Source organism: Streptomyces sp. NBC_00510 (assembly GCA_036013505.1).
Lineage (GTDB): Bacteria > Actinomycetota > Actinomycetes > Streptomycetales > Streptomycetaceae > Actinacidiphila.
The window spans coordinates 6231278-6255705 of the sequence record CP107851.1 but is presented as its reverse complement, the minus strand read 5'-3'; the positions used below and the strand labels follow the sequence as shown (position 1 = coordinate 6255705).

Genomic DNA, 24428 nt, shown 5'->3' with positions numbered 1-24428 from the left:
ACCATGACCCCGGGCAGGAGAACCGCCGCGACCCACACGGCAGCGCTCGTCGCCGCCGTCGTCGGCGGGGTGCTCGGGACCACGCCGGCCGCCCTGGCCGCTCCACCCGCCACCCCGACGACGGCGCCCGGCACCACGGACGACACCGTGACGGCGGACGCCGCGCCCGCCGTCCACCCCAAGCCGCAGTCGCTGCGCAGTCGCGGCGGCACCGTCGCCGTACCGGACACGGCGACCCTGGTCGCCGGGCCCGGGGCGGACCCCTACGCCCTGGACGCCCTCCGCGCGATCCTGCGCGGCGCGGGCGTGACCACGCTCCACGAGGGGGCGGCGGAGCCGCGGGGGCTGGTGGTCTACGCCGGCGGCGCACGGGCCGACGCCGCGCTGCGCGCCCTGGGCGCCGCGCCCACCGGCGACCTGCCCTCCGGCGGCTACCGGCTCGCCGTGGGACGCACCGGCGGCCGCGCCGTCGTGGCGATGGACGGGGCGGGCGAGGACGGGCTGTTCCACGCGGCGCAGACGCTGCGCCAGTTGACGACCGCGCGCGGTCTGCCGGGCATCGTCGTCCGCGACTGGCCCGCGGCGGCGACGCGCGGCGTCACCGAGAGCTTCTACGGCGAGCCGTGGACCCCGCGGCAGCGGCTCGCCCAGCTGGACTTCCTCGGCCGCACCAAGCAGAACCGCTACCTGTACGCCCCCGGCGACGACCCCTACCGCCAGGAGCGGTGGCGCGAGCCCTACCCCGCAGCGCGCCGCGCGGAGTTCCGCGCGCTGGCCGAGCGGGCCCGGGCCAACCACGTGACGCTGGCGTGGGCGGTGTCGCCGGGCCAGGCGCTGTGCTTCTCCTCTCAGGAGGACCGCAGGGCTCTGCTGCGCAAGGCCGACGCGATGTGGGCGCTGGGCGTGCGCGGCTTCCAGCTGCAGTTCCAGGACGTGAGCTACAGCGAGTGGCACTGCAACGCCGACGCGGACGCGTACGGCGACGGCCCCGAGGCGGCGGCCCGGGCACAGGCCGACGTGGCCAACGCGCTCGCCGCCCACCTGGCGGAGCGCCACGGGGCGGCCGTACCGCTGTCGCTGCTGCCGACGGAGTACTACCAGGACGGCGCCACCGACTTCCGGGGCGAGCTGGCCCGGGTGCTCGACCGGGGCGTCGAGGTGGCCTGGACGGGCGTCGGCGTCGTCCCGGGGGAGATCACCGGGCGGCAGGTCGCCGACGCGCGGGCGGCGTTGCAGCATCCGATGCTGACGATGGACGACTACCCGGTCAACGACTTCGCCGAGGACCGGATCTTCCTCGGCCCCTACACCGGACGTGAGCCCGCGGTCGCGACGGCGTCCGCGGGACTGCTGGCGACGGCGATGCGCCAGCCCGCCGCCTCCCGGATCGCGCTGTTCACGGTGGCCGACTACGCGTGGAACCCGCGGGGGTACGACCGTGCGGCCTCCTGGCGCGCGGCCGTCGACGACCTGGCGGGCCGCGATCCCGGAGCCCGCGACGCACTGCGCGCCCTGGCGGGCAACGAGGCCTCCTCGGCGCTGGACGAGGGCGAGTCGGCGTATCTGCGCCCGCTCATCGCGGAGTTCCTGGACGCCTACGCGAACGGCGGCCGGGAGCGGCTGGAGAAGGCGGCCGGCCGGCTGCGCGGGGCGTTCACCACGATGCGCGGCGCCCCGGAACGCCTGGACGGACTGGCGGACGGCTCCTTCGGCGGCGAGGTGCGGCCGTGGCTGAGCCAGCTGGCCCGGTACGGTTCGGCGGGCGAGCACGCCGTCGACATGCTGGTGGCCCTGCGCGCGGGTGACGGCACCGGCGCGTGGCGGGACCGGCTGGCACTGGAGCGGACCCGCCGGCGGATAGCGGACAGCCCGGCGACCGTGGGGCACGGGGTGCTCGACCCGTTCCTGGCGAGGACGCTGGCCACGGCGGACGCGTGGACCGGCGTGCGCACCGCGGGCCGCAAGGCCACCGCCACCCTGGGCTCGGCCCGGTCCACCGACCCGTCGCTGATGACCGACGGCAAGGACGGCACCGCCTGGGCCAGCGACGCCCCGCCGCAGCAGGACGACGCCTTCGGGGTCGACCTGGGCGGCACCCGCACGATCCGCAGCGTGCGCGTCGCCATGGGTGCCGCGCAGCGCGGCCCCGAGCGGGACGACTACCTGCGCGAGGCGGTGTTGGAGTACTCCGCGGGCGACGAGGGCGGCTGGCGGACCGCCGCCACGGTGCACGACGACCGGACCGTGACCGTGCGGCTGCCCGAGGGCACCCGGGCGCGGTACGTGCGGCTGCGCGCGACCGCCGCGCAGGAGAACGCCGTGACGGTGCGGGAGTTCACCGTCGGTACGGAGGACGACGGCACCTCCGGCGTCCTCGCCGCCGACCCCGCGTCCCTGGCGGCCTCCGACGGCGACGCCACGACCACCGTCCGCGTGCCCGCCGGGGGGCTGACCCTGGAGTACGGCTCGCCCCGCCCGCTGGAGGCGCTGACCGTGCTCACCGACACCGGGCCGGGTACCGCCGGGTCGGTCGAGGTGCGGGTGCCCGGCCAGGGCTGGCACCGGCTCGGTTCGCTGGGCGGCGGCTGGACCGAACTGCCGGCGCAGGGCCTGCGGGCGGACGCGGTGCGGGTCACCCCGTCGGCGGGGGCCCACCCGCCGGTCGTCCACGAGATCGTCCCCTGGTACGCGGACCGGCCCGCCGCCCGGATGACCCTGGACCGCACGGAGACCGACCTGGAACTCGGCGGCGCCCCCGCGACCGTCACCGCGGAGCTGACCGACGCCTCGCCCGCCGCCGCCAGGGTGTCGCTGACCGCCGAGGCCCCGGAGGGCGTCGTGGCCGTCACGCCCGGTGAGGTGGAACTGCCGCGCGGCGGCAAGGTCGTGGTGCCGGTGCGGTTGTCCCTGCCCGCTGACGGTGTGCCCGGTCTGTACGAGGTGCCGCTGGCGTTCCGCGCCGAGGGCCGCACCGTGCGGCAGACCGTCACGGTGCACGCCTATCCGCGCACCGGCGGCCCCGACCTGGCCGCGGGCGCCGCGGCCACCTCCTCCGGTGACGAGACCGCCGACTTCCCGGCCTCGGCGCTGACCGACGGTGACCCCGGGACCCGCTGGTCCTCCCGTGTGCGGGACGACGCCTGGGTGCAGGCCGAGCTCCCGCGGGCCGCCAGGATCGGCCGGGTGGTGCTGCGCTGGCAGGACGCGTACGCCTCCCGCTACACGGTCCTGACCTCGGCCGACGGGCAGAGCTGGCACACCGCGGCGGTGATCTCCGACGGCCGCGGCGGCACCGATTCCGTACGGCTGGACGCCCCTTCCGACACGCGCTTCCTCCGCGTGCAGGGGCTGGAGCGCGGCACGAAGTACGGCTACTCGCTGTACTCGATGCAGGCGTACGCCGTCACCGACTGACCCGGCACCACCCACCCCCGCAAGCCCTCCCCCGCCGTCCGCCGTGCCCCCGCGGACCGTTGCGGACCGTTGCGGGGTGGTCGCACATCTGTCACTATTCACTGAGTACATGTATTGAGTGAAGAGAAGGGGGGACGTCGCATGAGCACCGGCAACGTCCTGCTGGGACTGCTCGCCGCCGGTCCCGGCCACGGCTACGACCTGAAGCGGCGGCACGACGAACGCTTCCCCCAGGCCCGCCCCCTCGCCTACGGCCAGGTCTACACGAGCCTGCAGCGCCTGATGCGCGACGGCCTCGCCGAGGTCGACGCCACCGAGAGCGACGGCGGCCCGGAGCGCACCACCTACCGGCTCACCGAACAGGGCTCGCTGGCACTGCGGACCTGGCTCGGCGAGCCCGTACCGCCCGCGCCCGTCAGCGCGGCCAACGAGATCTTCGCCAAGGTCACGGCGATCATGGCCTCCGGCTACGGCGACCCGGCCGCGTTCCTGCGCCTGCAGCGCGCCGCCCACCTCGCCCGGATGCGCGAGCTCACCGCGGTGAAGACCGCACCCGGCGCCCCGCTGTCGGCCGTGCTCTCCGCCGACTACGCCCTCACCCATCTCGACGCCGACCTGCGCTGGATCGACAACGCCGCGCAGCGCCTCGGCGCCCTGGCCGAGGAGGTCACCTCAGCATGACCACACCCCTGATCGAGGCCCGCGGCCTCGTCAAGCGGTACGGCACCACCGACGCCCTGCGCGGCGCCTCGCTGCGCCTGCTGCCCGGGGAGGTCCTGGCCGTCACCGGCCCGAGCGGCAGCGGGAAGTCCACGCTGCTGCACTGCATGTCGGGCATCGTCCGGCCGGACGAGGGCGAGGTCCGCTACACGGGCGGCGAGGCCGGCGCGGAACGGCTCGACCAGGCCGGGGAGACCCGCCGCTCCACGCTGCGGCGCACCGACTTCGGCGTCGTCTTCCAGTTCGGCCAACTGGTCGGCGAGCTGACCGCCCTGGACAACGTGGCCCTGCCCCTGCTGCTGGCCGGGACCTCCCGCGCCGCCGCCCACGACCGTGCGGGCACCTGGCTGGAGCGCTTCGGGGTGCGCGGTCAGGCCGCCCTGCGCCCCGGCGAGATGTCGGGCGGGCAGGCACAGCGCGTCGCCCTGGCCCGTGCGATGGTCACCGGCCCGAAGGCGGTCTTCGCGGACGAGCCGACCGGGGCCCTGGACTCCCTCGCCGGTGAGCAGGTCATGACCGCCCTGGTCCACGCCGCCCGCGAGTCCGGTACCGCCGTGCTCCTGATCACGCACGACGCCCAGGTCGCGGCGTACGCGGACCGCGAGGCGACGGTGCGGGACGGCGTCGTCGAGTCAGAGGACGAGCCCGCCGCCGAGGTGACCCGGTGAGGGGGCTGCGGGGGGACGCCCTGCTGGCCTGGGCACTGCTGCGGGGCTCCCCGCGCAGCGAGTGGTGGCGCCTGGCGCTCACCGCGCTCGGCGCGGCCCTCGGCACGGGCTTCGCCCTGGCGGCCGCCGTCGTGGCCGTGATCGGCACCCGGTACGCGGACGGGACGCCCCGGTACACCAACGACCTGCTCAACCTCGCCGGGCTGCGGCCGGGGGTCATCGCCGTGCTCCTGCTGCTCCTGGTCCCGGTGATCGCCTTCCTCGGCCAGTGCACCCGGATCGGCGCGCTGCGGCGTGAGCACCGGCTGGCCGCGCTCCGCCTGTCCGGGGCCACCCCGCGGCAGGTCCGGCGGATCGCCGCACTGGAGGCGGGCGCCGCCGGCGGCCTGGGGGCGGTGGCCGGGCTGGTGGGCTTCCTCGCGCTGCGGGCCGTGCTCGCGGCGGTGCAGGGCGACCGCAGGACACCGACCTGGCCCACCGACGTGCCGGTGCCGTGGCTTCCCGCCGCCCTGGTCGTCCTGGCGGTGCCGGTGCTGGCCACCCTGGAGGCACGGTTCGCCCTCCGCCGGTCGGCGCACGACCCGCTGGGCGTGGTCGCGAAGCGACGGCCGCCGCTCGGCGGGGCGATCCGCTGGCTGCTGGGCCCGGTGGCGCTGCTCGCGGGGACCGCGCTGATGCTGGCGGGGACGCGGGTGGCGCTGGACCGCGCACCGGCCGTGGTGGTGGTGCCGACGTTCCTGGTCCTGTACGTCTACGGGCTCCTCCACAGCAGCGCGGGGCTGGCACTGCTCACCGGACGGCTCGCCGCCCGGTCGGGCCGTCCGGTGCTGCTGATCGCCGGGGAACGGCTGCGGAACGACCCCTGGGCAGCGGCCCGGGCCCACTCGGTGCTGATGCTCGCGGCACTGGTGGGGGCGGGCTGGGTGGCCATGCGCCGGGTGACGGTGGACGGACTGCGCGCGGAACCGGGCTACAGCGCCGACGACCTGGCCTTCTACATCGGCGGCTGGAACCTGGCGGGGCTCGCCATCCTGATCGGCAGTGCGGTCACCGTGAGCGGCGTCGCGGTGGGCGTCGTGGAGTCGCTCATGACCCGCCGCCGGACCCTGGCCGCCCTGGCCGCGGCGGGCACGCCCCGGAAGGTGCTGTGGCGCGCCACGCTGCTGGAGACGGCGCTGCCCCTCGTCCCGGCGCTGCTGCTCGGCGCCGGCTGCGGCCTGACGCTCGTCGTCCCCGTCGTGCTCCACGACGAGCGGCGCGCTCTGCCGCTGCTGGAGCCGGCGCTGCTCACGGGCGGCCTGCTGGCCGCCGCCCTGCTGGCGACCGCCGCCTGCCTGCCGCTGCTGCGCCGCACCGTGCACCCGGCGCAGCTGCGCCACGAGTAGGGGGCCGACGGGCACGGGAAGGGGCCCCGGACCGGCACGGGGGTGCGGTCCGGGGCCCTGAGCCCGGTCCGGGACGGTTCAGGACAACACGAAGGCCCGGTCTCAGGCGGATATGCCGTCGATCCGGGCCATGGCGTCCTCCGCGCCGAATGGCTGCAGGTATGGCAGCCAGCGCGGGTCCCTATGCCCCGTCCCGATGATCCGCCAGGCGAGACCGGACGGCGGGGCGGGCTGGTTGCGCATCCGCCAGCCGAGCTCGGCGACATGGCGGTCGGCCTTGAGGTGGTTGCACCGGCGGCATGCCGCGACCACGTTGTCCCACGTGTGCTGGCCTCCGCGGCTGCGCGGGATCACGTGGTCGACGCTGGTTGCGACGCCTCCGCAGTACGCGCACCGGCCGCCGTCCCGCGCGAACAGCGCCCGCCGGGTCAGGGGCACGGGGCCGCGAAAGGGGACTCGGACGAATTTGGTGAGCTTGACGACACTCGGAGCGGGGACAGTACAGGTCGCGCTGTGCATATAGGCGCCGGATTCCTCGAGGCACACGGCCTTCTTGTTCAGCACGAGGATGAGCGCGCGGCGGAGCGGTACGACGCCGAGCGGCTCGTACGACGCGTTGAGGACCAGGACATGCGGCACGGGTGCCTCCTTTTACGCCGGCGGCGCGTGGCTCGCGCCGGGACGATCTGCCCACAGTCTCTCCGGAAGCCCGGTCACGGCGCCACCATGACCGGGTAACGGAGCGAGGGTGTTTTCAACCACACCCCTTTTACATGCCCTGAATCACCGCACGTCGCGCTCGAACAACACAACGGGACACTTCGCCTCCCCCGTTAGTGTTGGGAACCTGCCCAACCCGGAGGTTTCCGCCCGTGTCCCCCTCGCCGTCCACCGTCACGACGATCGACGACGCCCAGAAGAGCGCGACCGACGCCGCCGACTACATCAGCCAGAACTGGGCGGACTGGCTCTCCGCCGGGCTGCGCATCCTGCTGATCATGGTGATCGCGCTGGTGCTGCGGTCCGTCGTCCGCCGCATGATCACCAAGTTCATCGAGCGCATGAACCGCGGCGCCGAGGTCGCGGCGACGAGCGCGCTGGGCGGGCTGCTGGTCAACGCCGAGCGGCGGCGGCAGCGCAGTGAGGCGATCGGCTCGGTGCTGCGCAGCGTGGCCTCGTTCGTGATCATGGGGACGGCGGCACTGACGGTGCTGTCCGTACTGAAGATCAACCTGGCTCCGCTGCTGGCCAGCGCGGGTGTGGCCGGTGTGGCGATCGGCTTCGGCGCGCGGAACCTGGTGACCGACTTCCTCTCCGGCGTCTTCATGATCCTGGAGGACCAGTACGGCGTCGGCGACGTGATCGACGCGGGCGTCGCCAGCGGCACCGTGGTCGAGGTCGGACTGCGGGTGACCAAGCTGCGCGGCGACAACGGCGAGATCTGGTACGTCCGCAACGGCGAGGTCAAGCGGATCGGCAACCTCAGCCAGGGCTGGGCGACGGCCGTGGTGGACGTCCAGGTCGGCTACGGGGAGGACCTGGACCGGGCCCGCACGGTGATCGAGGAGGCCGCCGCCGCCATGGCCAAGGACCAGCCGTGGGACGAGGTGCTCTGGGAGCCGGTCGAGGTGCTGGGCCTGGAGTCGGTGACCTCGGACTCGGTGCTGATCCAGACGCAGGTCAAGACGATGCCGGGCAAGTCGGCGGCGGTCGGCCGGGAGCTGCGCTGGAGGATCAAGCGGGCCTTCGACGCGGCCGGGATCGCGATCGTCGGCGGAACCCCGCAGGCGGTGGAGGAAGCCGAGCCGGCCGACCCCTCGTCCGCCGTCGCCCCGCCGTCCGCGCTGGCCAACCCCGCCTCCCCGCAGGCCCTGGCGGCCCAGCCGCTGGCCCCGGCGCCGGCGTCGTCCCAGCCGAGCACCGTCAAGTAGCGACACCGCCCACCAGGGGCGCCGGGCACCGCCCGGCGCCCCTTTTCCGTGCCGCGGCGCGGCCGGTAACGCTTTGGCGCCGACCTCGCGAACCGCCCTTGACGCTCCGGCCACGGGCGCCTACCTTGCCTTTCACCAACAGGAAAGTTTCCTAACTACCAACACCGGGCACACCAGCCCCCCTGACCCCACCCAGCCCATCAGCCCCGTGCCGTAGCCTGCGGCGCGAGCCGTCACGACGAGGGAGGACGAGACCGTGGCCGGTACCCCCGGAAGCCCAGGCACACCTGGCACCCCCGGCACACCGCGCGTACTGCGGGCGATGAACGACCGCGCCGCGCTCGACCTGCTCATCGAACACGGCCCGCTCTCCCGTACCCGGATCGGCAAGCTCACCGGCCTGTCGAAGCCCACCGCCTCCCAACTGCTCGCCCGTCTCGAAGCGGCCGGGCTGGTCCTCGCCACCGGTACGACGGCCGGGCGCCCGGGGCCCAACGCCCAGCTGTACGCGGTCAACCCCGCGGCCGCGCACGTCGCCGGCCTCGACGTGACGACCGAGCGCATCCGTGCCGCCGTCGCCGACATCACCGGCCGGGTGGCCGGCGTGTTCGAGCTCGCCGCCCCGGGCCGCGGCCGGCGCGGCCAGGGCGGCGCCGTCGAGCAGGTCGTCCAGGCCGTCGACGGCGCGGTGAAGGCGGCCGGGCTGCACCGCACCGACCTGCACCGGATCGTCGTCGGCACCCCCGGCGCCTTCGACCCCAGCACCGGCCGGCTGCGTTACGCGAGCCACCTCCCCGGCTGGCACTCCCCCACCCTCCTGGACGAGTTGGCCGCCGCCCTGCCCGTCCCCCTGGAGTACGACAACGACGTGAACCTCGCCGCCGTCGCCGAGCAGCGGCTCGGCGCGGCCCGGGACCACGACGACTTCGTCCTGCTGTGGAACGAGGAGGGCATCGGCGCGGCCATCGTGATCGGCGGCCGGCTGCACCGCGGCTGGACCGGCGGCGCCGGCGAGGTCGGCTTCATGCCGGTGCCGGGGACCCCCCTGGTCCGGCACGTCGCCAAGGCCAACGCCGGCGGCTTCCAGGAACTGGCCGGCTGCAACGCGGTCCTGCGCATCGCGCGGGAACTGGGACTCGCCGTGCCGCGGGGCACCCAGGCCGAGGGCGCCTCGGCGCTGCTCGCCGCGGCGGCGGGGACCGGCGACGACGCGCACGCGGAGCTGCTGCGGCGCTTCGCCACCGGGCTCGCCATCGGGCTGGCCTCGCTGGTGACCGTCCTCGACCCCGAACTGATCGTCCTGGCCGGCGGGGTGATCGCCGCGGGCGGGGAGCCGCTGCGCTCCCTGGTCCAGTCCGAACTGGCCGAACTGGCCGTGCCCCGGCCCCGGCTGGTGCTCGGCGGCGTACCGAACGACCCCGTCCTGTCCGGGGCGCTGCAGAGCGCCCTCGCCACCACCCGCGACGAGGTGTTCGACACCTCGCGCTGAACGCACCAGCCCACCCGTCCCACCCACCCACCCGCACACACAGCGGACGGACCCACCGCGGGTCCCTCCGCCGGTCTCGCACACCCTCGAACCGCCCGAAGTCCCCGGAGGAAGCGAAGTGTCCGGTTCCACCAAGACGGCCGCGGCCGCCGTCGCGGCCGCCGCCGCGATAACCCTGCTGACGAGCGCGTGCACGGGCTCCGGCAACAACACCGCAGGCGACGACCCCAGCAAGGACGTGACCATCACCTTCTGGCACGGCTGGTCCGCGCCGAGCGAGGTGAAGGCGATCGACGCCAACGTCAAGGCGTTCGAGAAGGCCCACCCCAACATCCACGTCAAGGTGCAGGGCAACATCACCGACGACAAGATCAACCAGGCGCTGCGGGCCGGCGGCCCCAACGCCCCGGACGTCGTCTCCTCCTTCACCACCGACAACGTCGGCAAGTTCTGCTCGTCCAACGCCTTCGCCGACCTGGACCCGTTCCTGAAAAAGTCCGGCATCGACCCGGCCGCCACCTTCCCCAAGCCGATGCTGGAGTACACCCAGTTCGAGGGGAAGCGCTGCACGCTGCCGCTGCTCGGCGACGCCTACGGCCTGTACTACAACAAGGACGCCTTCAAGGCCGCCGGGATCACCTCCCCGCCGAAGACCCTCTCGGAGTTCAAGGCCGACGCGGTCAAGCTCACCAAGAGCAAGGGCGACTCGTACTCCCAGCTCGGATTCATGCCGAACTTCCACGGCTACGAGTCCACCACCACGCACCTGGCCGCACAGTGGGGCGCGAAGTACTTCGACGCCGACGGCAAGTCCGGCGTCGCCAAGGACCCGGGCTTCGCGGCCATGTTCACCTGGCAGCAGGACATGGTGAAGGCGCTCGGCGGCTTCAAGAAGCTGGAGAAGTACCGGTCGGGCTTCGGTGACGAGTGGGGCGCCAAGAACCCCTTCCACACCGGCCAGGTGGCCATGGCCATCGACGGCGAGTGGCGGGCCGGCATGGCCGGGGAGGCGGGCACGAAGTTCGAGATCGGCGTCGCCCCCTTCCCCGTGCCGGACGACCAGGCCGACACCTACGGCAAGGGCTACCTGTCGGGCACGATCATCGGCGTCGCCAACACCAGCGCCAAGAAGAACGCCGCCTGGGAGCTGGTGAAGTACATGGCCACCGACACCCACGCGGTGGTGAGCTTCGCCAACGCCATCCACAACGTGCCCTCCACGCTGGCCGCGCTGAAGTCCCCGGAGCTGGACGCCGATCCCCTCTTCCGCACCTTCGTGGAGATCGCGCAGAACCCCAACAGCACCACCACCCCCGCCAGCGTCAACGGCGGCACCTACCAGCTGACGCTGCAGGACTTCGGCTACGCCTACGAGGCGGGCAAGCAGACCGACCTGGCCGCCGGCCTCAAGGGCGTCGACGAGCAGGTCGACAAGGACATCGCGCAGGCCCGCTGATGAGCACCGTCCACCCGATGCTGAGGGCGAAGCGCCGCCGCGAGGCGCTTCGCACCCTCGCCTTCCTCTCGCCCTGGTTGATCGGCTTCAGCGTCTTCTTCGCCTACCCGCTGGTCTCGACCGTCTACTTCTCCTTCATGAAGTACGACGGCTTCACCGCCCCCACCTGGAACGGCCTCAAGAACTGGTCGTACGTCTTCAGCGACTACCCGTTCTTCTGGCCGGCGCTGCGCAACACCCTGTGGCTGGTCGTGGTCATGGTCAGCCTGCGGGTCGTGTTCGGGCTCGGGATCGGGCTGCTGATCACGAAGATCAAGACGGGCGCGGGGCTGTTCCGCACCGCCTTCTACCTGCCCTACCTGGCCCCGCCGGTGGCCGCGACCATGGCCTTCGCCTTCCTGCTCAACCCCGGCACCGGGCCGGTCAACCACCTGCTGGGCAGCGTCGGGCTGCCGACGCCCGGCTGGTTCAACGACCCATCCTGGTCCAAGCCCGCCCTCACGCTGCTGGCCCTGTGGGGCATCGGCGACCTCATGGTCATCTTCATGGCGGCGCTGCTCGACGTGCCCAAGGAGCAGTACGAGGCCGCCGAGCTGGACGGCGCCGGCCCCTGGTCGCGGTTCCGCTACGTCACGCTGCCGAACATCTCGCCCATCGTGATGTTCTCCGTCGTGACCGGGGTGATCCAGACGATGCAGTACTACACACAGCCCCTGGTCGCCGGGAAGGTCGCCAGCGGCATCATCGGCGGCTCCGGCCAGCAGTTCGAACCCGGCTACCCGGAGAAGTCCACGCTGACCCTGCCGCAACTGGTCTACAACCTCGGCTTCCAGCGCTTCGACACCGGCTCGGCCTGTGTGATCGCCCTCGTGCTCTTCGCGCTCTCCATGGCCTTCACCGCGCTCCTGATGCGCCGCCGCAGCGGCTTCCTGACGGCGGAGGACTGACACCCATGACGACCCACGCGACCCTCGCCCCCTCCGCCCCGGCGTCCGCCACCGGACTCCCCTCCGGTGCGCGGCGCACCGCGGCCCGCAAGGCGGCGCTGCACTGGATCGCGGTGCACGCCCTCGGCATCGCCGCCGCGCTCTTCTTCGTCCTGCCGTTCGTCTTCGTCTTCCTCACCGCGGTGATGAGCGACAACCAGGCCCTCACCCGCGACCTGTGGCCCAGGACCTGGGAGTGGGGCAACTTCGGCACCGTCTGGGACACCCCGGGTTTCCTCACCTGGTGGCGCAACACCCTGCTGTACGCGGGCCTCGGGACCGTGCTGACCGTCGTCTCCAGCACGCCGGTCGCCTACGCGCTGGCCAAGTTCCGCTTCCGCGGGCGGAATCTGTCGATGATGCTCGTGATCTCCACGATGATGCTGCCCCCGCAGGTCGTCATCGTGCCCATGTACCTGTTCTGGGCGAAGCAGCTGCACCTGTCGGGGACGCTGTGGCCGCTGATCATCCCGATGGCCTTCGGCGACGCGTTCACCATCTTCCTGCTCCGGCAGTTCCTGCTCACCATCCCCAAGGAGTACACGGACGCGGCGAAGGTCGACGGCTGCGGCGAACTGCGCACGATGCTGCGCGTCGTGCTCCCGATGGCGAAGCCGGCCATCGCCGCGGTGGCGCTGTTCCAGTTCTTCTACTGCTGGAACGACTACTTCGGCCCGCAGATCTACGCGAGCGAGAACCCGGCCGCCTGGACCCTGAGCTACGGCCTGGAGTCCTTCAAGGGCGCCCACCACACCAACTGGAACCTGACGATGGCCGCCACGGTGCTGGTCATGGCACCCGTGATCGTCGTCTTCTTCTTCGCGCAAAAGGCCTTCATCGAAGGCGTGACGTTGACGGGAGTCAAAGGATGAAGCTGGCGGTCGTGGGCGGCGGGTCCACGTACACCCCGGAACTCATCGACGGTTTCGCCCGGTTGCGGGAGACCCTGCCGGTCGAGGAGCTGGTCCTGGTCGACCCCGCCGAGGACCGGCTGCGGCTGGTCGGCGGGCTCGCCCGGCGGATCTTCGCGAGGCAGGGCCACCCCGGCACCGTGACCACCACCTCGGACCTGGACGCGGGCGTGGCCGGGGCCGACGCCGTGCTGCTGCAACTGCGCGTGGGCGGCCAGGCCGCCCGGGCGCAGGACGAGGCGTGGCCGCTGGAGTGCGGCTGCGTCGGTCAGGAGACCACCGGCGCGGGCGGGCTGGCCAAGGCGCTGCGCACGGTGCCGGTGGTGCTGGACATCGCCGAGCGGGTCCGCCGGGCCGCTCCCGGTGCCTGGATCATCGACTTCACCAACCCGGTCGGCATCGTCACCCGCGCCCTGCTGCAGGCCGGTCACAAGGCCGTCGGGCTGTGCAACGTCGCCATCGGCTTCCAGCGGAAGTTCGCCGGGCTGCTCGGCGTGGCGCCCGAGGACGTCCACCTGGACCACGTGGGCCTCAACCACCTCACCTGGGAACGCGGCGTCCGGCTCGGCGGCCCCGCCGGCGAGGACGTCCTGCCGAAGCTGCTCGCCGGGCACGCCGACACCATCGCCGCCGACCTCCACCTGCCCCGCCCGGTGCTGGACCGGCTGGGCGTGGTGCCCTCGTACTACCTGCGCTACTACTACGCCCACGACGAGGTCGTTCGGGAGATGCGGACCAAGCCGTCCCGGGCCGCCGAGGTGGCCGCCATCGAGGCGGAGCTGCTGGGGATGTACGGGGACGAGACCCTCGACGAGAAGCCGGAGCTGCTCTCCCGGCGCGGCGGGGCCTACTACTCCGAGGCCGCCGTGGCCCTCGCCTCCTCCCTCCTGCGGGACACCGGCGACGTCCAGGTCGTCAACACCCTCAACAACGGCACCCTCGCGTTCCTCCCCGACGACGCCGTCATCGAGGTCCCGGCCACCGTGGACGCGAACGGGACGCACCCGCTGCCCGTCCCGCCCCTGGACCCGCTGTTCGCCGGTCTGGTCGCGAACGTCACCGCCTACGAGGACCTGGCGCTGACCGCCGCCGTGCACGGCGGACGCGACCGGGTCTTCAAGGCCCTGCTCTCGCACCCCCTCGTCGGCCAGTACGAGTACGCCGAGGCCCTGACCGACCGTCTGATCGCGCACAACCGGGAGCACCTCGCGTGGGCCTGAACCCTCTCGTCGTCGACGGGGTGCTCGCCGTCGACGCGGGCAACAGCAAGACCGACGTCGCCCTCGTCGCCGCCGACGGGACGGTGCTGGCCACCGCCCGCGGCGGCGGGTTCCAGCCGCAGATCGTCGGCACCGAGACGGCGGTCGAGGTGATCGCGCGCATCGTCGAGCGGGCCGCCGACGCCGCCGGCCTCGCCCCGCGGCCCGGGGGGCCGCTGGTGCGGCACGTCTCCGCGTGCCTGGCCAACGCCGACCTCCCCGTGGAGGAGCAGCAGCTCGAACTGGCCGTCCACGCCCGGGGCTGGGGCGAGACCACCCGGGTCGCCAACGACACCTTCGCCCTCCTGCGGGCGGGCGTCGACGGGCCGCGCGGGGTCGCCGTGGTGTGCGGCGCCGGCATCAACTGCGCGGGCATGCTCCCGGACGGGCGCACGGCCCGCTTCCCGGCCATCGGCCACCTGTCCGGCGACTGGGGCGGCGGGGCGGGCCTGGCCGACGAGGCCCTGTGGTGGGCGGCGCGCGCCGAGGACGGCCGCGGCGGCGCCACCGCGCTCGCCGCCGCGCTCCCCGGGCACTTCGGGCTGACCTCGATGTACGCCCTGATCGAGGCCCTGCACCTGGGCCACCTCGCGATCTCCCGCAAGCACGAGCTGACCCCCGTCCTCTTCGCGACCGCGCAGGCCGGCGACCCGGTCGCCCGGGCCATCGTGGAGCGGCAGGCCGAGGAGATCGTGGTCATGGCCACGGTCGCGCTGCGCCGGCTCGACCTGCTCGACGAGGAGGCCGACGTCGTCCTGGGCGGCGGTGTGCTGGCCGCCCGCCACCCCTTGCTGATGGACTCCGTGACCTCCCTGCTGGCCGCCGCGGCGCCCAAGGCCGTCCCCAAGGTGGTGACCTCACCGCCGGTGCTGGGCGCCGCCCTGCTGGGCCTGGACCGCACCGGCGCGACGGCGGAGGCGCACGCCCGGCTGCGGGCGCACTACGCATCGGTGGGCTCCGTGTCGTAACCGGCGCGCACGCCGGGGGAACCGAACGCACTCCCCCGTGCGTGGTGAGCTGCGAGGGGGCGGCGCGCGGGGGGACCCGACGGGCGGCAGACGGGCTGTACGGACGGCAAGATCCACGCAATCCCTGGGTGGATGCCGGTGACGACGGCCATACTGCTGGTCATGGGCTCGTCGCGCGTACGCGCGGGCGAACGGGTCGGGGGGAGGGCCGGCAGGTGACACGGACGCCGATGGAAACGGAGTCGCCGACCGTGCGGGCGGACACGCCCGCACCCGGCGGCAGGCGACCACGGGCGTGGGTGGAGCAACTACGCGTGTGGCGCGCCGCGGCCACCACGGAACCGGGACGGCTGCGGATCATCGGAGCGCTGCTGGCCCTGCTCGTCGTCGCCTTCGGCGCGGTGACGGCGTGGCAGATCACCGAGCGCGCCGCCGCGGCCGACGACGTGATCCACCACAGCGAGCCGCTGAGCGCCCGGGCCGCGGACATCTACCGCTCGCTCGCCGACGCGGACGCCACCGCCGCCGGCGGCTTCCTCGCCGGCGGCGACGACCCCGCGCAGGACCGCGAGCGGTACGCCCGGGACATCGAGATCGCCTCACGGAACATCGCCGACGCGGCGGCCAGTTCCGAGGACTCCGCCCAGGCGCAGGCCCGCCTGGAGCGGCTGAACCAGCGGCTGTCGGTCTACACCGGCCTGGTCGAACGGGCCCGCGCCAACAACCGCCAGGGCTTCCCGGTCGGCGGGGCGTACCTGCGGCGCGCCAACAAGATGATGAGCGAGGAGATCCTCCCGGACGCCAAGCAGCTGTGGACGATCGAGACCGCACGGCTGGGCGAGGACTACCAGGACGCCAAGGCCCTGCCGCTGGCCGCCTGGGGCCTCGGCCTCGTCGCGCTGGGCGCGCTGGTGTGGGCGCAGCGGCGCTCGTACCGGCGGACCCACCGGGTGTTCAACCCGGGCATGCTGGCCGGCACGGTGGCCACCGCCGTGGTGCTGCTGTGGCTGGTCGCCGGGCACGGCGTCGCCCGTGCCCAGTTGGACGACTCCTACGCGCACGGCGCGCGGTCGCTGCAGGTCCTCAACGAGGCCCGGATCCAGACCCTGCAGGCCCGTGGCAACGAGAACCTGACGCTCGTGGCCCGCGGCGGCGGGGACGCCTACAGCACGGCGTACGACGAGCAACTGCAGGGCCTGGCGGGCACGGACGCCGACGGGCGGACGGGCCTGCTGGCGCGGGCGCTCGACCTCGCCGACGACGACCAGGGCCGCAAGAGCATCACGTCCGCGATGGAGGCCGCGAAGGCCTGGTGGGGACTGCACGGCGAGGCCCGCGAGAAGGACGACGCGGGCAACTACCTGGACGCCGTGGCCCAGACGATCGGCGGCACGTACGAGAACGGGCAACGGCCCGAGCAGTTCACCGGCTTCTGCTTCGACCAGGTCGACACCGACCTCGCCCGCGCCGTCGACCACGAGCAGCAGGAGTTCGAACGGGCCGCCGCCGACGGGCGCGGCGCGCTGGACGGTCTGGTGGCGGGTGCCGCGCTGCTGGCGGTGCTCGGCGCCGCGGGCGCGGTGCTCGGCATCGGGCGCCGGCTGTCGGAGTACCGGTGAGCGGGGGGAGGCGGCTGATGGGACGCCAGGAGCGTGGGTGGCGCGTGCGGGGCTGGGCGGCCGTGGTCTCGGCGGCCGCGTTGTGCGCGGCCGCGGCCGCCGGCGCCGTGCTGCCGCTGCAGTACGGCAAAGACGGGGACCGGGACCGGCCGGAGGCACGGGCGGCGGCCACCGGGACGCCGGCCGCCGCGCCGGGGAAGGCCACGGCCGACGACGACTGCGGCGGCCACCCGGAGGCGAGTCTGCGGCCGTCCTCAGCGAGCGGACCGGCGATCGAACGGATCAAAAAGCGCGGCAAACTGGTCATCGGGGTCGACCAGAACGGCTACCGCTGGAGCTACCGCGACCCGGTATCCCGGAAGATCGTCGGCTTCGACATCGACCTGGCCAAGGCCATCGCCAAGGACATCCTCGGCAGCGAGGACGCCATCCTCTACAAGACCGTGCCGACCGCCAAGCGCTTCGACGCCGTCAACAACCGTGACGTGGACCTGCTGGTGCGCACCGTGAGCATCACCTGCGAACGGATCAAGGAGAAGCACATCGCCTTCTCCACCGCCTACTTCGAGGCGGGGCAGCAACTGCTGGTCCCCCGTCAGGGTTCCGCCATCAAGGGGTTCGACTCCTCCGTGAAGGGGAAACGGATCTGCGTCGCCCAGGGGAGCACCGGGCAGGCCGAGCTGGAGAAGGAGAAGGAGCGGCTGCAGCCCCGCGTCCTGCTCGTGGCGAACCAGCTGGACTGCCTGGTGATGCTGCAACTCGGCGAGGCGGACGCCGTCTTCACCGACAACGCGCTGGCCGCCGGCCAGGCCGCCCAGGACCCGGCGGTGCGGCTGGTGGGCACCCCGGTCACCACCGAGTACTACGGCGTGGCGATGAACGAGAAGGACACCGACCTGGTGCGCCGGGTCAACAGGGTGCTGGAGGACTACCGCAGCGGTGGCCCGGACAGTCCTTGGATGCAGGCGTACCGTACCTGGCTGGAGGCGGACCTTCCCGGCATCGAGGGGCCGCCGGAACCGCTCTACAAGGACTGACGCGAAGCACGGGGACCGGCGGGAGAGAAGGAAGGTGCGATGGCGGTCGCGGGACCATCCGGACCGGCGATGAGCCGTGAGGACGCCGACCGTGCCCTGGCACGGCTCGGTGACGAGCGGGACGCGATCGAGGCGTCCCTGCTCGCGCTGCAGGACCACTCCGGCCGAAGGCTGCTGGAGGGCGCGGCGCTGAGCGGTGCCACCAAGGAGCGCTGGGCCGCGGCCGAGCAGGCCGTCGCCCTGCTGTGGGCGCACTTCGACACGTACACGGAGGCCCTCATCACCGCCCGGGCCCTGCGCGGCCGCCGCCGCTGGCCCACCCAGAGCGAACTGCGGGAACTGACCGAGCTGCTGCGCGGCTCCGGCGTCACCGTCGCCGGCGGCGCCCTGCCGGAGGCGGCACGGGGCCTGACGGGTCCGGCACGGCTGAGCGAACGGGTCAGCCTGGAGCAGCTGCTGGCGCGGATGAACGAGTGGTACGCGCAGGTGATGGACGTGGTGTCCGCCGCCGACGCGGTGTGGTCGGCGCTGCCCGCGCGCATCGACCTGCTGATCGCGGAGGCGCAGCGGGTCCGTTCGCTCGCCGAGTCCGTCGGGGTGCGCCCCGGCACCCACCCCTCGGGCGACGACCTGGCGGGGATGCTGGACTCGCTGGCGGCGCTGCGCGCCGAGGTGGTCTGCGACCCGCTCGCCTTCTGGTCCGGGGGCCGGCCCGACACCGGGCGCTACGACCGGGCCGGGCGGACCCTGGAGGACATACGGCGTGAGGTCGAGGCCGTGCTGCACGTCCGCGACGACGCCGACCACCGGCTGATGCGGCTGCGGGACGTCCTGTCGCGCGCCGACCGCACCCTCACCGAGGCGCGCAGCGCCCGGGTCGAGGTGCTCGCCAAGATCGCGGCCTCGGAGGTGCCCGCGGTGAGCGGGGCGCCGGTCGCGCTGCACGATCAGCTCTCCGCCGCGGTCGACTTCCGCAGGACCGGCCAGTGGCACCGTCTCTCCCCGCTGCTGGACGGCCTCGAACAGCGCGCGGACGACGAACTGCTGCGCGCCCGCGAGTCGCTGACCGCGGTCACCGCGCCGCTGGCCGTCCGCGCCGAGCTGCGCGGCCGGCTCGACGCGTACCGGGCGAAGGTGGCGCGTCACGGAATGGCGGAGGACCCGCTCCTGATGGAGCGCTACGACCACGCACGGCGTCTCCTGTGGAGCGCGCCGTGCGACCTGCGCGCCGCGGAGCACGCGGTGCTGCGCTATCAGCAGGCCGTTGCCGAGTTGCTGGTGCCGGGGCAGGCGGGACCTGCCGACCACAGGGGGGATGCACGATGAACTGCCAGCGTCCGGGCTGCGACGGGACGATCGAGGACGTCGGCGGCGGTGAGCTGTTCTGCGACACGTGCGGGCTGGCGCCGCTCGCCGCGGCGGCGGGGCCGGCCGCCGGCCCGGGCGGGGGCGGGGGCTCGTCGAAGCCGTCGCAGCCGTCGCGGGCCACGGGGACCGGACCGGGTTCCGGAGCCTCCTCGCGCTCGTCGCGGACCTCGGGCTCGTCCCGCTCCTCGCGCCGTTCGGTGTCGGGGCGGCTGTCCCGTTCGCTGAGCGGCACCACGAGCGGTGCCGCCTCCGTCTCCGTGCGCAGTTCGCGCTCCGGCTCCAGCGGGCCGACCCGTGGCAAGCTGGGCGCCGGCCTGGTGACCGTACCGCCCATCCCCCGGCCGGACCCGGCCGCCGCGGTGCTGCACGACCCGCAGGTCCCCGAGCGGAAGCGGTTCTGCAGCAAGGGCGACTGCGGGGCGCCGGTCGGACGCAGCCGCGGCGACCGGGCCGGGCGCACCGAGGGCTTCTGCACCAAGTGCGGTCACCCGTACTCGTTCACGCCCAAGCTGCGGGCGGGCGACGTGGTGCACGGCCAGTACGAGGTCGTGGGCTGCCTGGCGCACGGCGGCCTGGGCTGGATCTACCTGGCCGTGGACCGGGCGGTCAGCGACCGCTGGGTGGTGCTCAAGGGCCTGCTCGACACCGGCGACGAGGACGCGCTGGCCGCGGCGGTCTCCGAACGTCGCTTCCTCGCCGAGATCGAGCACCCCAACATCGTGCGGATCTACAACTTCGTCGAGCACCTCGACCCGCGGGGCGGCACCCTCGACGGCTACATCGTCATGGAGTACGTCGGCGGCAAGTCCCTCAAGGAGATCGCCAACGAGCGCCGCAGCGCCGACGGAAGACGCGAGCCGCTCCCCGTCGACCAGGCCATCGCCTACGCGATCGAGGCGCTGGACGCCCTCGGCCACCTGCACAGCCGCAACCTGCTCTACTGCGACTTCAAGGTCGACAACGCCATCCAGACCGAGGACCGGCTGGAACTGATCGACATGGGCGCCGTCCGCAGGATGGACGACCAGGACAGCCCGATCTACGGGACGGTCGGCTACCAGGCGCCCGAGGTGCCCGAGGTCGGCCCGTCCGTCGCCTCGGACCTGTACACGGTGGCGCGGACGCTGGCCGTGCTCACCTTCGACTTCCAGGGCTACACGAACGTGTTCGCGGACAGCCTGCCGGACCCGGACGGCATCGAGGTCTTCTCCCGCTACGAGTCCTTCTACCGGCTGCTGGTCCGTGCCACCGACCCCGACCCGGGGCGGCGCTTCGCCTCGGCGGAGGAGATGAGCGATCAGTTGCTGGGCGTGCTGCGCGAGGTCGTGGCGCTCGGCACCGGCAAGCCGCGGCCCGCCCTGTCCACCCTGTTCGGCCCGGAACTGCGGGTGGTCGACACCGAGTTGCTGGCGGCCGCCGAGGACGCCTCCACCCTGGGCGACCGCGGCGCGAACGGTGCGAACGGCGACCGCAGGGGCGCCGGGCCGGCCCTGACCGCCGCGGCCGCCGCCGCTCCTGCCCTGCCCCTGCCCCCGTCGCCGGCACCGGTGCCCGGCCCCGGCGGGTACGGCACGACCGTGCCGGGCACCCCGTTCACCGTGCCCGCCCAGCGGACCGCCCCGCCGGCCCTGGCGGCCGGGCCCGCCGTCTCGTCCCTCGACGTACGGGCCGCGGCGCTCTCGCTGCCCGTGCCGCACGTCGACCCCGCCGACCCCAACGCCGGTTTCCTGGCCGGACTCGCGGCCGCCGCGCCGTCCGAGCTGGTGGCCGCGCTGCAGGCGGCACCGGTGCGCTCCCCGGAGCTGAGGCTGCGCGTCGTGCGCGCCCGGCTCGACAACGACGACGCGCCCGCGGCCGCCGAGGAGTTGCGGAGACTGCAGGAGGAGCATCCCGACGACTGGCGCGTGGTGTGGCACCGAGGTCTGGCCGCGCTCGTCACCCGTGACGACGGCACCGCCGCGCTGTCCTTCGACGCGGTCTACGACGCCTTCCCCGGCGAGCCCGCCCCGAAGCTGGCGCTCGGCGTCTGCGCCGAGGTGCTGGGCCAGCTGGACAACGCCGCCGAGTACTACCGGCTGGTGTGGACCACCGACCAGAGCTACGTGAGCGCGGCCTTCGGCCTGGCCCGCGTCCGGCTGGCCGCGGGCGACCGGGCGGGGGCGGTGGCCGCCCTGGAGTCGGTCCCGGAGTCCTCGATCCACTACACGGCCGCGCGGGTGGCGGCCGTCCGCGCGCGGCTGCGCGGACGCGCCCCGCAGGAGCCGCTCCTGGACGACCTGCGTGCCGCGGCCCGGCAGGTCGAGGACCTGCAACGGCTGGGTCTTGACACGCGGTTGCGCGAGCAGCTGTCCACCGAGGTGCTGGGCAGCGCGCTGGACTGGGTGCTGGCCGGGCAGCAGGGCGCGGCCGGCGTCCCGTCCGCCGGATCCGCCACGCCCGGGCTCCTGGGCCGGGACCTGGACGAACGGGGGCTGCGCTTCGGCCTGGAACACTCGTACCGGGTACTGGCCCGGCTCGCCGACCAGGGCCGCACAAGGATCGATCTGGTGGAGCGGGCCAACCGCCTCCGCCCCCGGACGTGGGTGTAACCGCCATGCCGCACGAGACCGTTTGCCCGGAGTGCAGCGAGCCTCTGGAACCCGACGACAAGTTCTGCGGCGTCTGCGGCGCCGACCTGTCCGCGCCCCGGCAACCGGACGCGTACGAACTGGCGCCGCCCGACCCCGCCGCCGCCCCCGGACCGCCGGGCGGTGAGCCGGAGTCGTACGAACTGGCCCCGCCGGGGAGGGACACCGACACCCTCCCCTTCGGCCTGGGCACCGCCGACCTGCCCCGGGCGCGGATCACCGATCCGCGGCTGGACCCGTCCCCGGGCGGGACGTCCGCGGCCTCGCCGCGGTGCGTCGCCTGCGGCATGGGCGACGTCGACGGGGACGGCTACTGCGAGCACTGCGGGCACGCACAGCCCCGGCCCCGCGACCACCAGGAGCAGGAGTGCGACGGCGTGGCCGCCGTGACCGACCGGGGCCTGCGGCACCACCGCAACGAGGACGCCTTCGCGCTGGCGACGACCGCGCTGCCCGACGGCACGCCCGCCGTCGTCGCCGTGGTGTGCGACGGGGTGTCCTCCGCGTACCGTCCCGACGACGCCTCGGAGACGGCCGCGGGCACCGCGAGCACGTCCCTCGTGCGGTCCCTCGCCCGCGGCGCCCACCCCGAGGAGGCGATGCGCGACGCGCTGCTCGTCGCCGCCCAGGCGGTGACGGACCTGGCGGCCGAGACCCCCGAGGAGGAGGCCCGGCGCCACCACAACGCGCCCGCGTGCACCTGCGTCAGCGCGATCACCTCCGGCAAGACCTTCACCGTGGGCTGGATCGGGGACAGCCGTGCCTACTGGATCCCCGACGACCGCTCCGCCCCCGCCTCCCGGCTGACCGAGGACGACTCGTGGGCCGAACGCATGGTGGCGATGGGCCTGATGACCCAGGCCGAGGCGTACGCGGACGAGCGGGCCCACGCCATCACCGGCTGGCTCGGCGCGGACGCCGTGGAACTGGACCCGCACACCGCTTCCTTCGAACCGGACGAACCGGGTGTAGTGGTGGTGTGCACCGACGGACTGTGGAACTACGCGGAGTCGGCCGCGGAGTTGGCCTCCGTGGTGCCCGAGGACGCCCGCACCCGGCCGCTGACGTGCGCCCGCACGCTGGTCGGGGTCGCCATCGACGGTGGCGGCCACGACAACATCACCGTCGCCGTGCTGCCGTTCCCGGCCGCGTGACCTCTCCCTGATGCTCTCTTCCGAAGGTTGAACAAGCGCAAGGAGCGCACCCGATGGCCAACTTCTCCAAGTCGAACGTGCCGCAGTTCTCCGTCGACATCTACCAGAACGAGTTCCTCCCGGAGGGCGGGCGCGAGGTCAACGCGATCGTCACCGTGACCTCGACCGGCGGCGGCACCACCGGCGGGCTGCCGCTGGCCACCCACGCGCCCGGCGACGTGCCGGGCTCCGCGCCCGGTGCGGCCGTGGTGATCATGGTGGACTGCTCGGGCTCCATGGACTACCCGCCGACCAAGATGCGCAGCGCCCGCGACGCGACCGCCGCCGCCATCGACACCATCCGCGACGGCGTCGCCTTCGCCGTGGTCGCCGGCACCCACCAGGCCAAGGAGGTCTACCCGGCGAACGGCGGTCTGGCCGTCGCCGACCCGGCCACCCGGCACCAGGCCAAGGACGCCCTGCGCCGCCTCAGTTCGGGCGGCGGCACCGCGATCGGCACCTGGCTGCGGCTGGCCGACCGGCTGCTGGCCACGTCCGACGTGTCGATACGGCATGGCATCCTGCTCACCGACGGCCGCAACGAGCACGAGAAGCCGGAGGTGCTGCGCGCCGCGCTGGACGCCTGCGCGGGCCGCTTCACCTGCGACGCGCGTGGCGTCGGCACCGACTGGGAGGTCAAGGAGCTGACCGGGATCGCCTCCGCGCTGCTCGGCACGGTGGACATCGTCGCCGACCCGTCCGGCCTGGAGGCGGACTTCCGGCAGATGATGGAGACCGCGATGGGCAAGGAGGTCGCGGACGTGGCCCTGCGCCTGTGGACCCCGCAGGGCGCGGAGATCCGGTACGTCAAGCAGGTCGCGCCGACCGTGGAGGACCTCACCGCCCGCCGCACCGAGGCCGGTCCGCGCGCAGGCGACTACCCGACGGGCTCCTGGGGCGACGAGTCGCGCGACTACCATGTCAACGTGGTGGTGCCGGCGGCCGGCGTCGGTCAGGAGATGCTGGCGGCCCGGATCTCCCTCGTCCTGCCCCAGCCGGACGGCACCGCGCGCGTGCTCGGCCAGGGGCTGGTGCGTGCGGTGTGGACGGACGACATGGCGGCCTCGACGCGGATCAACCCGCAGGTCGCCCACTACACCGGGCAGGCGGAACTGGCCCAGGTCATCCAGCAGGGCCTGGAGGCCCGCAAGCAGGGCGACCTCGACTCCGCGACCGCCAAGCTCGGCCGGGCGGTGCAGCTCGCCAGCGACTCCGGCAACGAGGACACCGCCAAGCTGCTGGCCAAGGTCGTGGACGTGGTGGACGCGGCGACGGGTACTGTGCGGCTGAAGGCCCGGGTGGCCGACGCGGACGAGATGACCCTCGAGACACGTTCGACGAAGACCGTCCGCGTGAAGAAATAGAGCAGCGGGACAGGGCGGGGCAGAGGGGGAGAG

18 protein-coding genes are annotated in these 24428 nt (G+C 73.8%); 17 read left to right on the top strand and 1 reads right to left on the bottom strand.

Going from position 1 to position 24428, the window contains the following annotated elements; translation table 11 throughout:
* Positions 1–3 precede the first annotated feature (3 nt).
* The 4 genes from OG937_28235 to OG937_28220 all read left to right on the top strand — a co-directional run bounded on the left by OG937_28235 (position 4) and on the right by OG937_28220 (position 6187).
* The gene (locus OG937_28235) at positions 4–3414 is read left to right on the top strand and encodes a beta-N-acetylglucosaminidase domain-containing protein (GenBank protein ID WUD75305.1); all 3411 of its coding nucleotides are present in this window, start codon (positions 4–6) and stop codon (positions 3412–3414) included.
* Positions 3415–3555: 141 nt separating this feature from the next.
* Complete coding sequence (locus tag OG937_28230; GenBank protein WUD75304.1) at positions 3556–4095, top strand: PadR family transcriptional regulator; 540 nt, start codon at positions 3556–3558, stop codon at positions 4093–4095.
* Positions 4092–4802 carry an ABC transporter ATP-binding protein gene (locus OG937_28225; GenBank protein ID WUD75303.1) on the top strand — a complete coding sequence of 237 codons (711 nt, stop codon included), beginning with the start codon at positions 4092–4094 and terminating at the stop codon, positions 4800–4802. The genes OG937_28230 and OG937_28225 overlap by 4 nt, the downstream gene beginning before the upstream one ends.
* On the top strand, positions 4799–6187 hold the full coding sequence (locus tag OG937_28220; GenBank protein WUD75302.1) for an ABC transporter permease: 1389 nt from the start codon (positions 4799–4801) through the stop codon (positions 6185–6187). Before OG937_28225 ends, OG937_28220 begins: the two co-directional genes overlap by 4 nt.
* Positions 6188–6289: 102 nt before the next feature.
* Here OG937_28220 and OG937_28215 read toward each other — a convergent pair whose 3' ends face one another.
* A complete protein-coding gene (locus tag OG937_28215) occupies positions 6290–6826 on the bottom strand; it encodes an HNH endonuclease (GenBank protein ID WUD75301.1) in 537 nt (178 codons plus the stop codon).
* A gap of 233 nt (positions 6827–7059) precedes the next feature.
* On the opposite strand from OG937_28215, the gene OG937_28210 reads away from it, so the two are divergent.
* From OG937_28210 to OG937_28150, 13 genes are all read left to right on the top strand, one after another.
* The gene (locus OG937_28210; protein WUD75300.1) at positions 7060–8118 is read left to right on the top strand and encodes a mechanosensitive ion channel family protein; all 1059 of its coding nucleotides are present in this window, start codon (positions 7060–7062) and stop codon (positions 8116–8118) included.
* A 322-nt stretch (positions 8119–8440) separates the two neighbouring features.
* Positions 8441–9607 carry an ROK family transcriptional regulator gene (locus tag OG937_28205; GenBank protein WUD75299.1) on the top strand — a complete coding sequence of 389 codons (1167 nt, stop codon included), beginning with the start codon at positions 8441–8443 and terminating at the stop codon, positions 9605–9607.
* A gap of 118 nt (positions 9608–9725) precedes the next feature.
* Positions 9726–11063, top strand: coding sequence for an ABC transporter substrate-binding protein (locus tag OG937_28200; protein WUD75298.1), 1338 nt, complete (start codon positions 9726–9728; stop codon positions 11061–11063).
* Positions 11063–12010, top strand: a complete 948-nt coding sequence (locus tag OG937_28195) for a sugar ABC transporter permease (GenBank protein WUD75297.1) — start codon at positions 11063–11065, stop codon at positions 12008–12010. Before OG937_28200 ends, OG937_28195 begins: the two co-directional genes overlap by 1 nt.
* 5 nt (positions 12011–12015) lie before the next feature.
* Complete coding sequence (locus OG937_28190; GenBank protein ID WUD75296.1) at positions 12016–12921, top strand: carbohydrate ABC transporter permease; 906 nt, start codon at positions 12016–12018, stop codon at positions 12919–12921.
* Positions 12918–14180, top strand: coding sequence for a 6-phospho-beta-glucosidase (locus OG937_28185; protein WUD75295.1), 1263 nt, complete (start codon positions 12918–12920; stop codon positions 14178–14180). The genes OG937_28190 and OG937_28185 overlap by 4 nt, the downstream gene beginning before the upstream one ends.
* Positions 14171–15187: an ATPase gene (locus tag OG937_28180; GenBank protein WUD75294.1), complete on the top strand. Its 1017-nt coding sequence runs from the start codon at positions 14171–14173 to the stop codon at positions 15185–15187. Before OG937_28185 ends, OG937_28180 begins: the two co-directional genes overlap by 10 nt.
* A gap of 230 nt (positions 15188–15417) precedes the next feature.
* Positions 15418–16806 carry a hypothetical protein gene (locus OG937_28175; GenBank protein ID WUD75293.1) on the top strand — a complete coding sequence of 463 codons (1389 nt, stop codon included), beginning with the start codon at positions 15418–15420 and terminating at the stop codon, positions 16804–16806.
* A 17-nt stretch (positions 16807–16823) separates the two neighbouring features.
* Positions 16824–17843, top strand: a complete 1020-nt coding sequence (locus OG937_28170) for a glutamate ABC transporter substrate-binding protein (protein WUD75292.1) — start codon at positions 16824–16826, stop codon at positions 17841–17843.
* Between the two features lie 39 nt (positions 17844–17882).
* Entirely contained in the window at positions 17883–19169 is a 1287-nt protein-coding gene (locus OG937_28165; GenBank protein ID WUD75291.1) for a hypothetical protein, read from the top strand.
* On the top strand, positions 19166–21799 hold the full coding sequence (locus OG937_28160) for a serine/threonine-protein kinase PknG (GenBank protein ID WUD75290.1): 2634 nt from the start codon (positions 19166–19168) through the stop codon (positions 21797–21799). Before OG937_28165 ends, OG937_28160 begins: the two co-directional genes overlap by 4 nt.
* 5 nt (positions 21800–21804) lie before the next feature.
* The gene (locus tag OG937_28155; GenBank protein ID WUD75289.1) at positions 21805–22992 is read left to right on the top strand and encodes a protein phosphatase 2C domain-containing protein; all 1188 of its coding nucleotides are present in this window, start codon (positions 21805–21807) and stop codon (positions 22990–22992) included.
* 53 nt (positions 22993–23045) lie between these two features.
* On the top strand, positions 23046–24395 hold the full coding sequence (locus tag OG937_28150) for a VWA domain-containing protein (protein ID WUD75288.1): 1350 nt from the start codon (positions 23046–23048) through the stop codon (positions 24393–24395).
* Positions 24396–24428: the final 33 nt, after the last annotated feature.

Excerpts from the sequence above, each read along its gene's own strand:
- OG937_28235 (WUD75305.1), top strand. The coding sequence starts at position 4 with ATGACCCCGGGCAGGAGAACCGCCGCGACCCACACGGCAGCGCTCGTC.
- OG937_28230 (WUD75304.1), top strand. The coding sequence starts at position 3,556 with ATGAGCACCGGCAACGTCCTGCTGGGACTGCTCGCCGCCGGTCCCGGC.
- OG937_28225 (WUD75303.1), top strand. The coding sequence starts at position 4,092 with ATGACCACACCCCTGATCGAGGCCCGCGGCCTCGTCAAGCGGTACGGC.
- OG937_28205 (WUD75299.1), top strand. The coding sequence starts at position 8,441 with ATGAACGACCGCGCCGCGCTCGACCTGCTCATCGAACACGGCCCGCTC.
- OG937_28195 (WUD75297.1), top strand. The coding sequence starts at position 11,063 with ATGAGCACCGTCCACCCGATGCTGAGGGCGAAGCGCCGCCGCGAGGCG.
- OG937_28190 (WUD75296.1), top strand. The coding sequence starts at position 12,016 with ATGACGACCCACGCGACCCTCGCCCCCTCCGCCCCGGCGTCCGCCACC.
- OG937_28185 (WUD75295.1), top strand. The coding sequence starts at position 12,918 with ATGAAGCTGGCGGTCGTGGGCGGCGGGTCCACGTACACCCCGGAACTC.
- OG937_28175 (WUD75293.1), top strand. The coding sequence starts at position 15,418 with ATGGAAACGGAGTCGCCGACCGTGCGGGCGGACACGCCCGCACCCGGC.
- OG937_28170 (WUD75292.1), top strand. The coding sequence starts at position 16,824 with ATGGGACGCCAGGAGCGTGGGTGGCGCGTGCGGGGCTGGGCGGCCGTG.
- OG937_28165 (WUD75291.1), top strand. The coding sequence starts at position 17,883 with ATGGCGGTCGCGGGACCATCCGGACCGGCGATGAGCCGTGAGGACGCC.
- OG937_28160 (WUD75290.1), top strand. The coding sequence starts at position 19,166 with ATGAACTGCCAGCGTCCGGGCTGCGACGGGACGATCGAGGACGTCGGC.
- OG937_28155 (WUD75289.1), top strand. The coding sequence starts at position 21,805 with ATGCCGCACGAGACCGTTTGCCCGGAGTGCAGCGAGCCTCTGGAACCC.
- OG937_28150 (WUD75288.1), top strand. The coding sequence starts at position 23,046 with ATGGCCAACTTCTCCAAGTCGAACGTGCCGCAGTTCTCCGTCGACATC.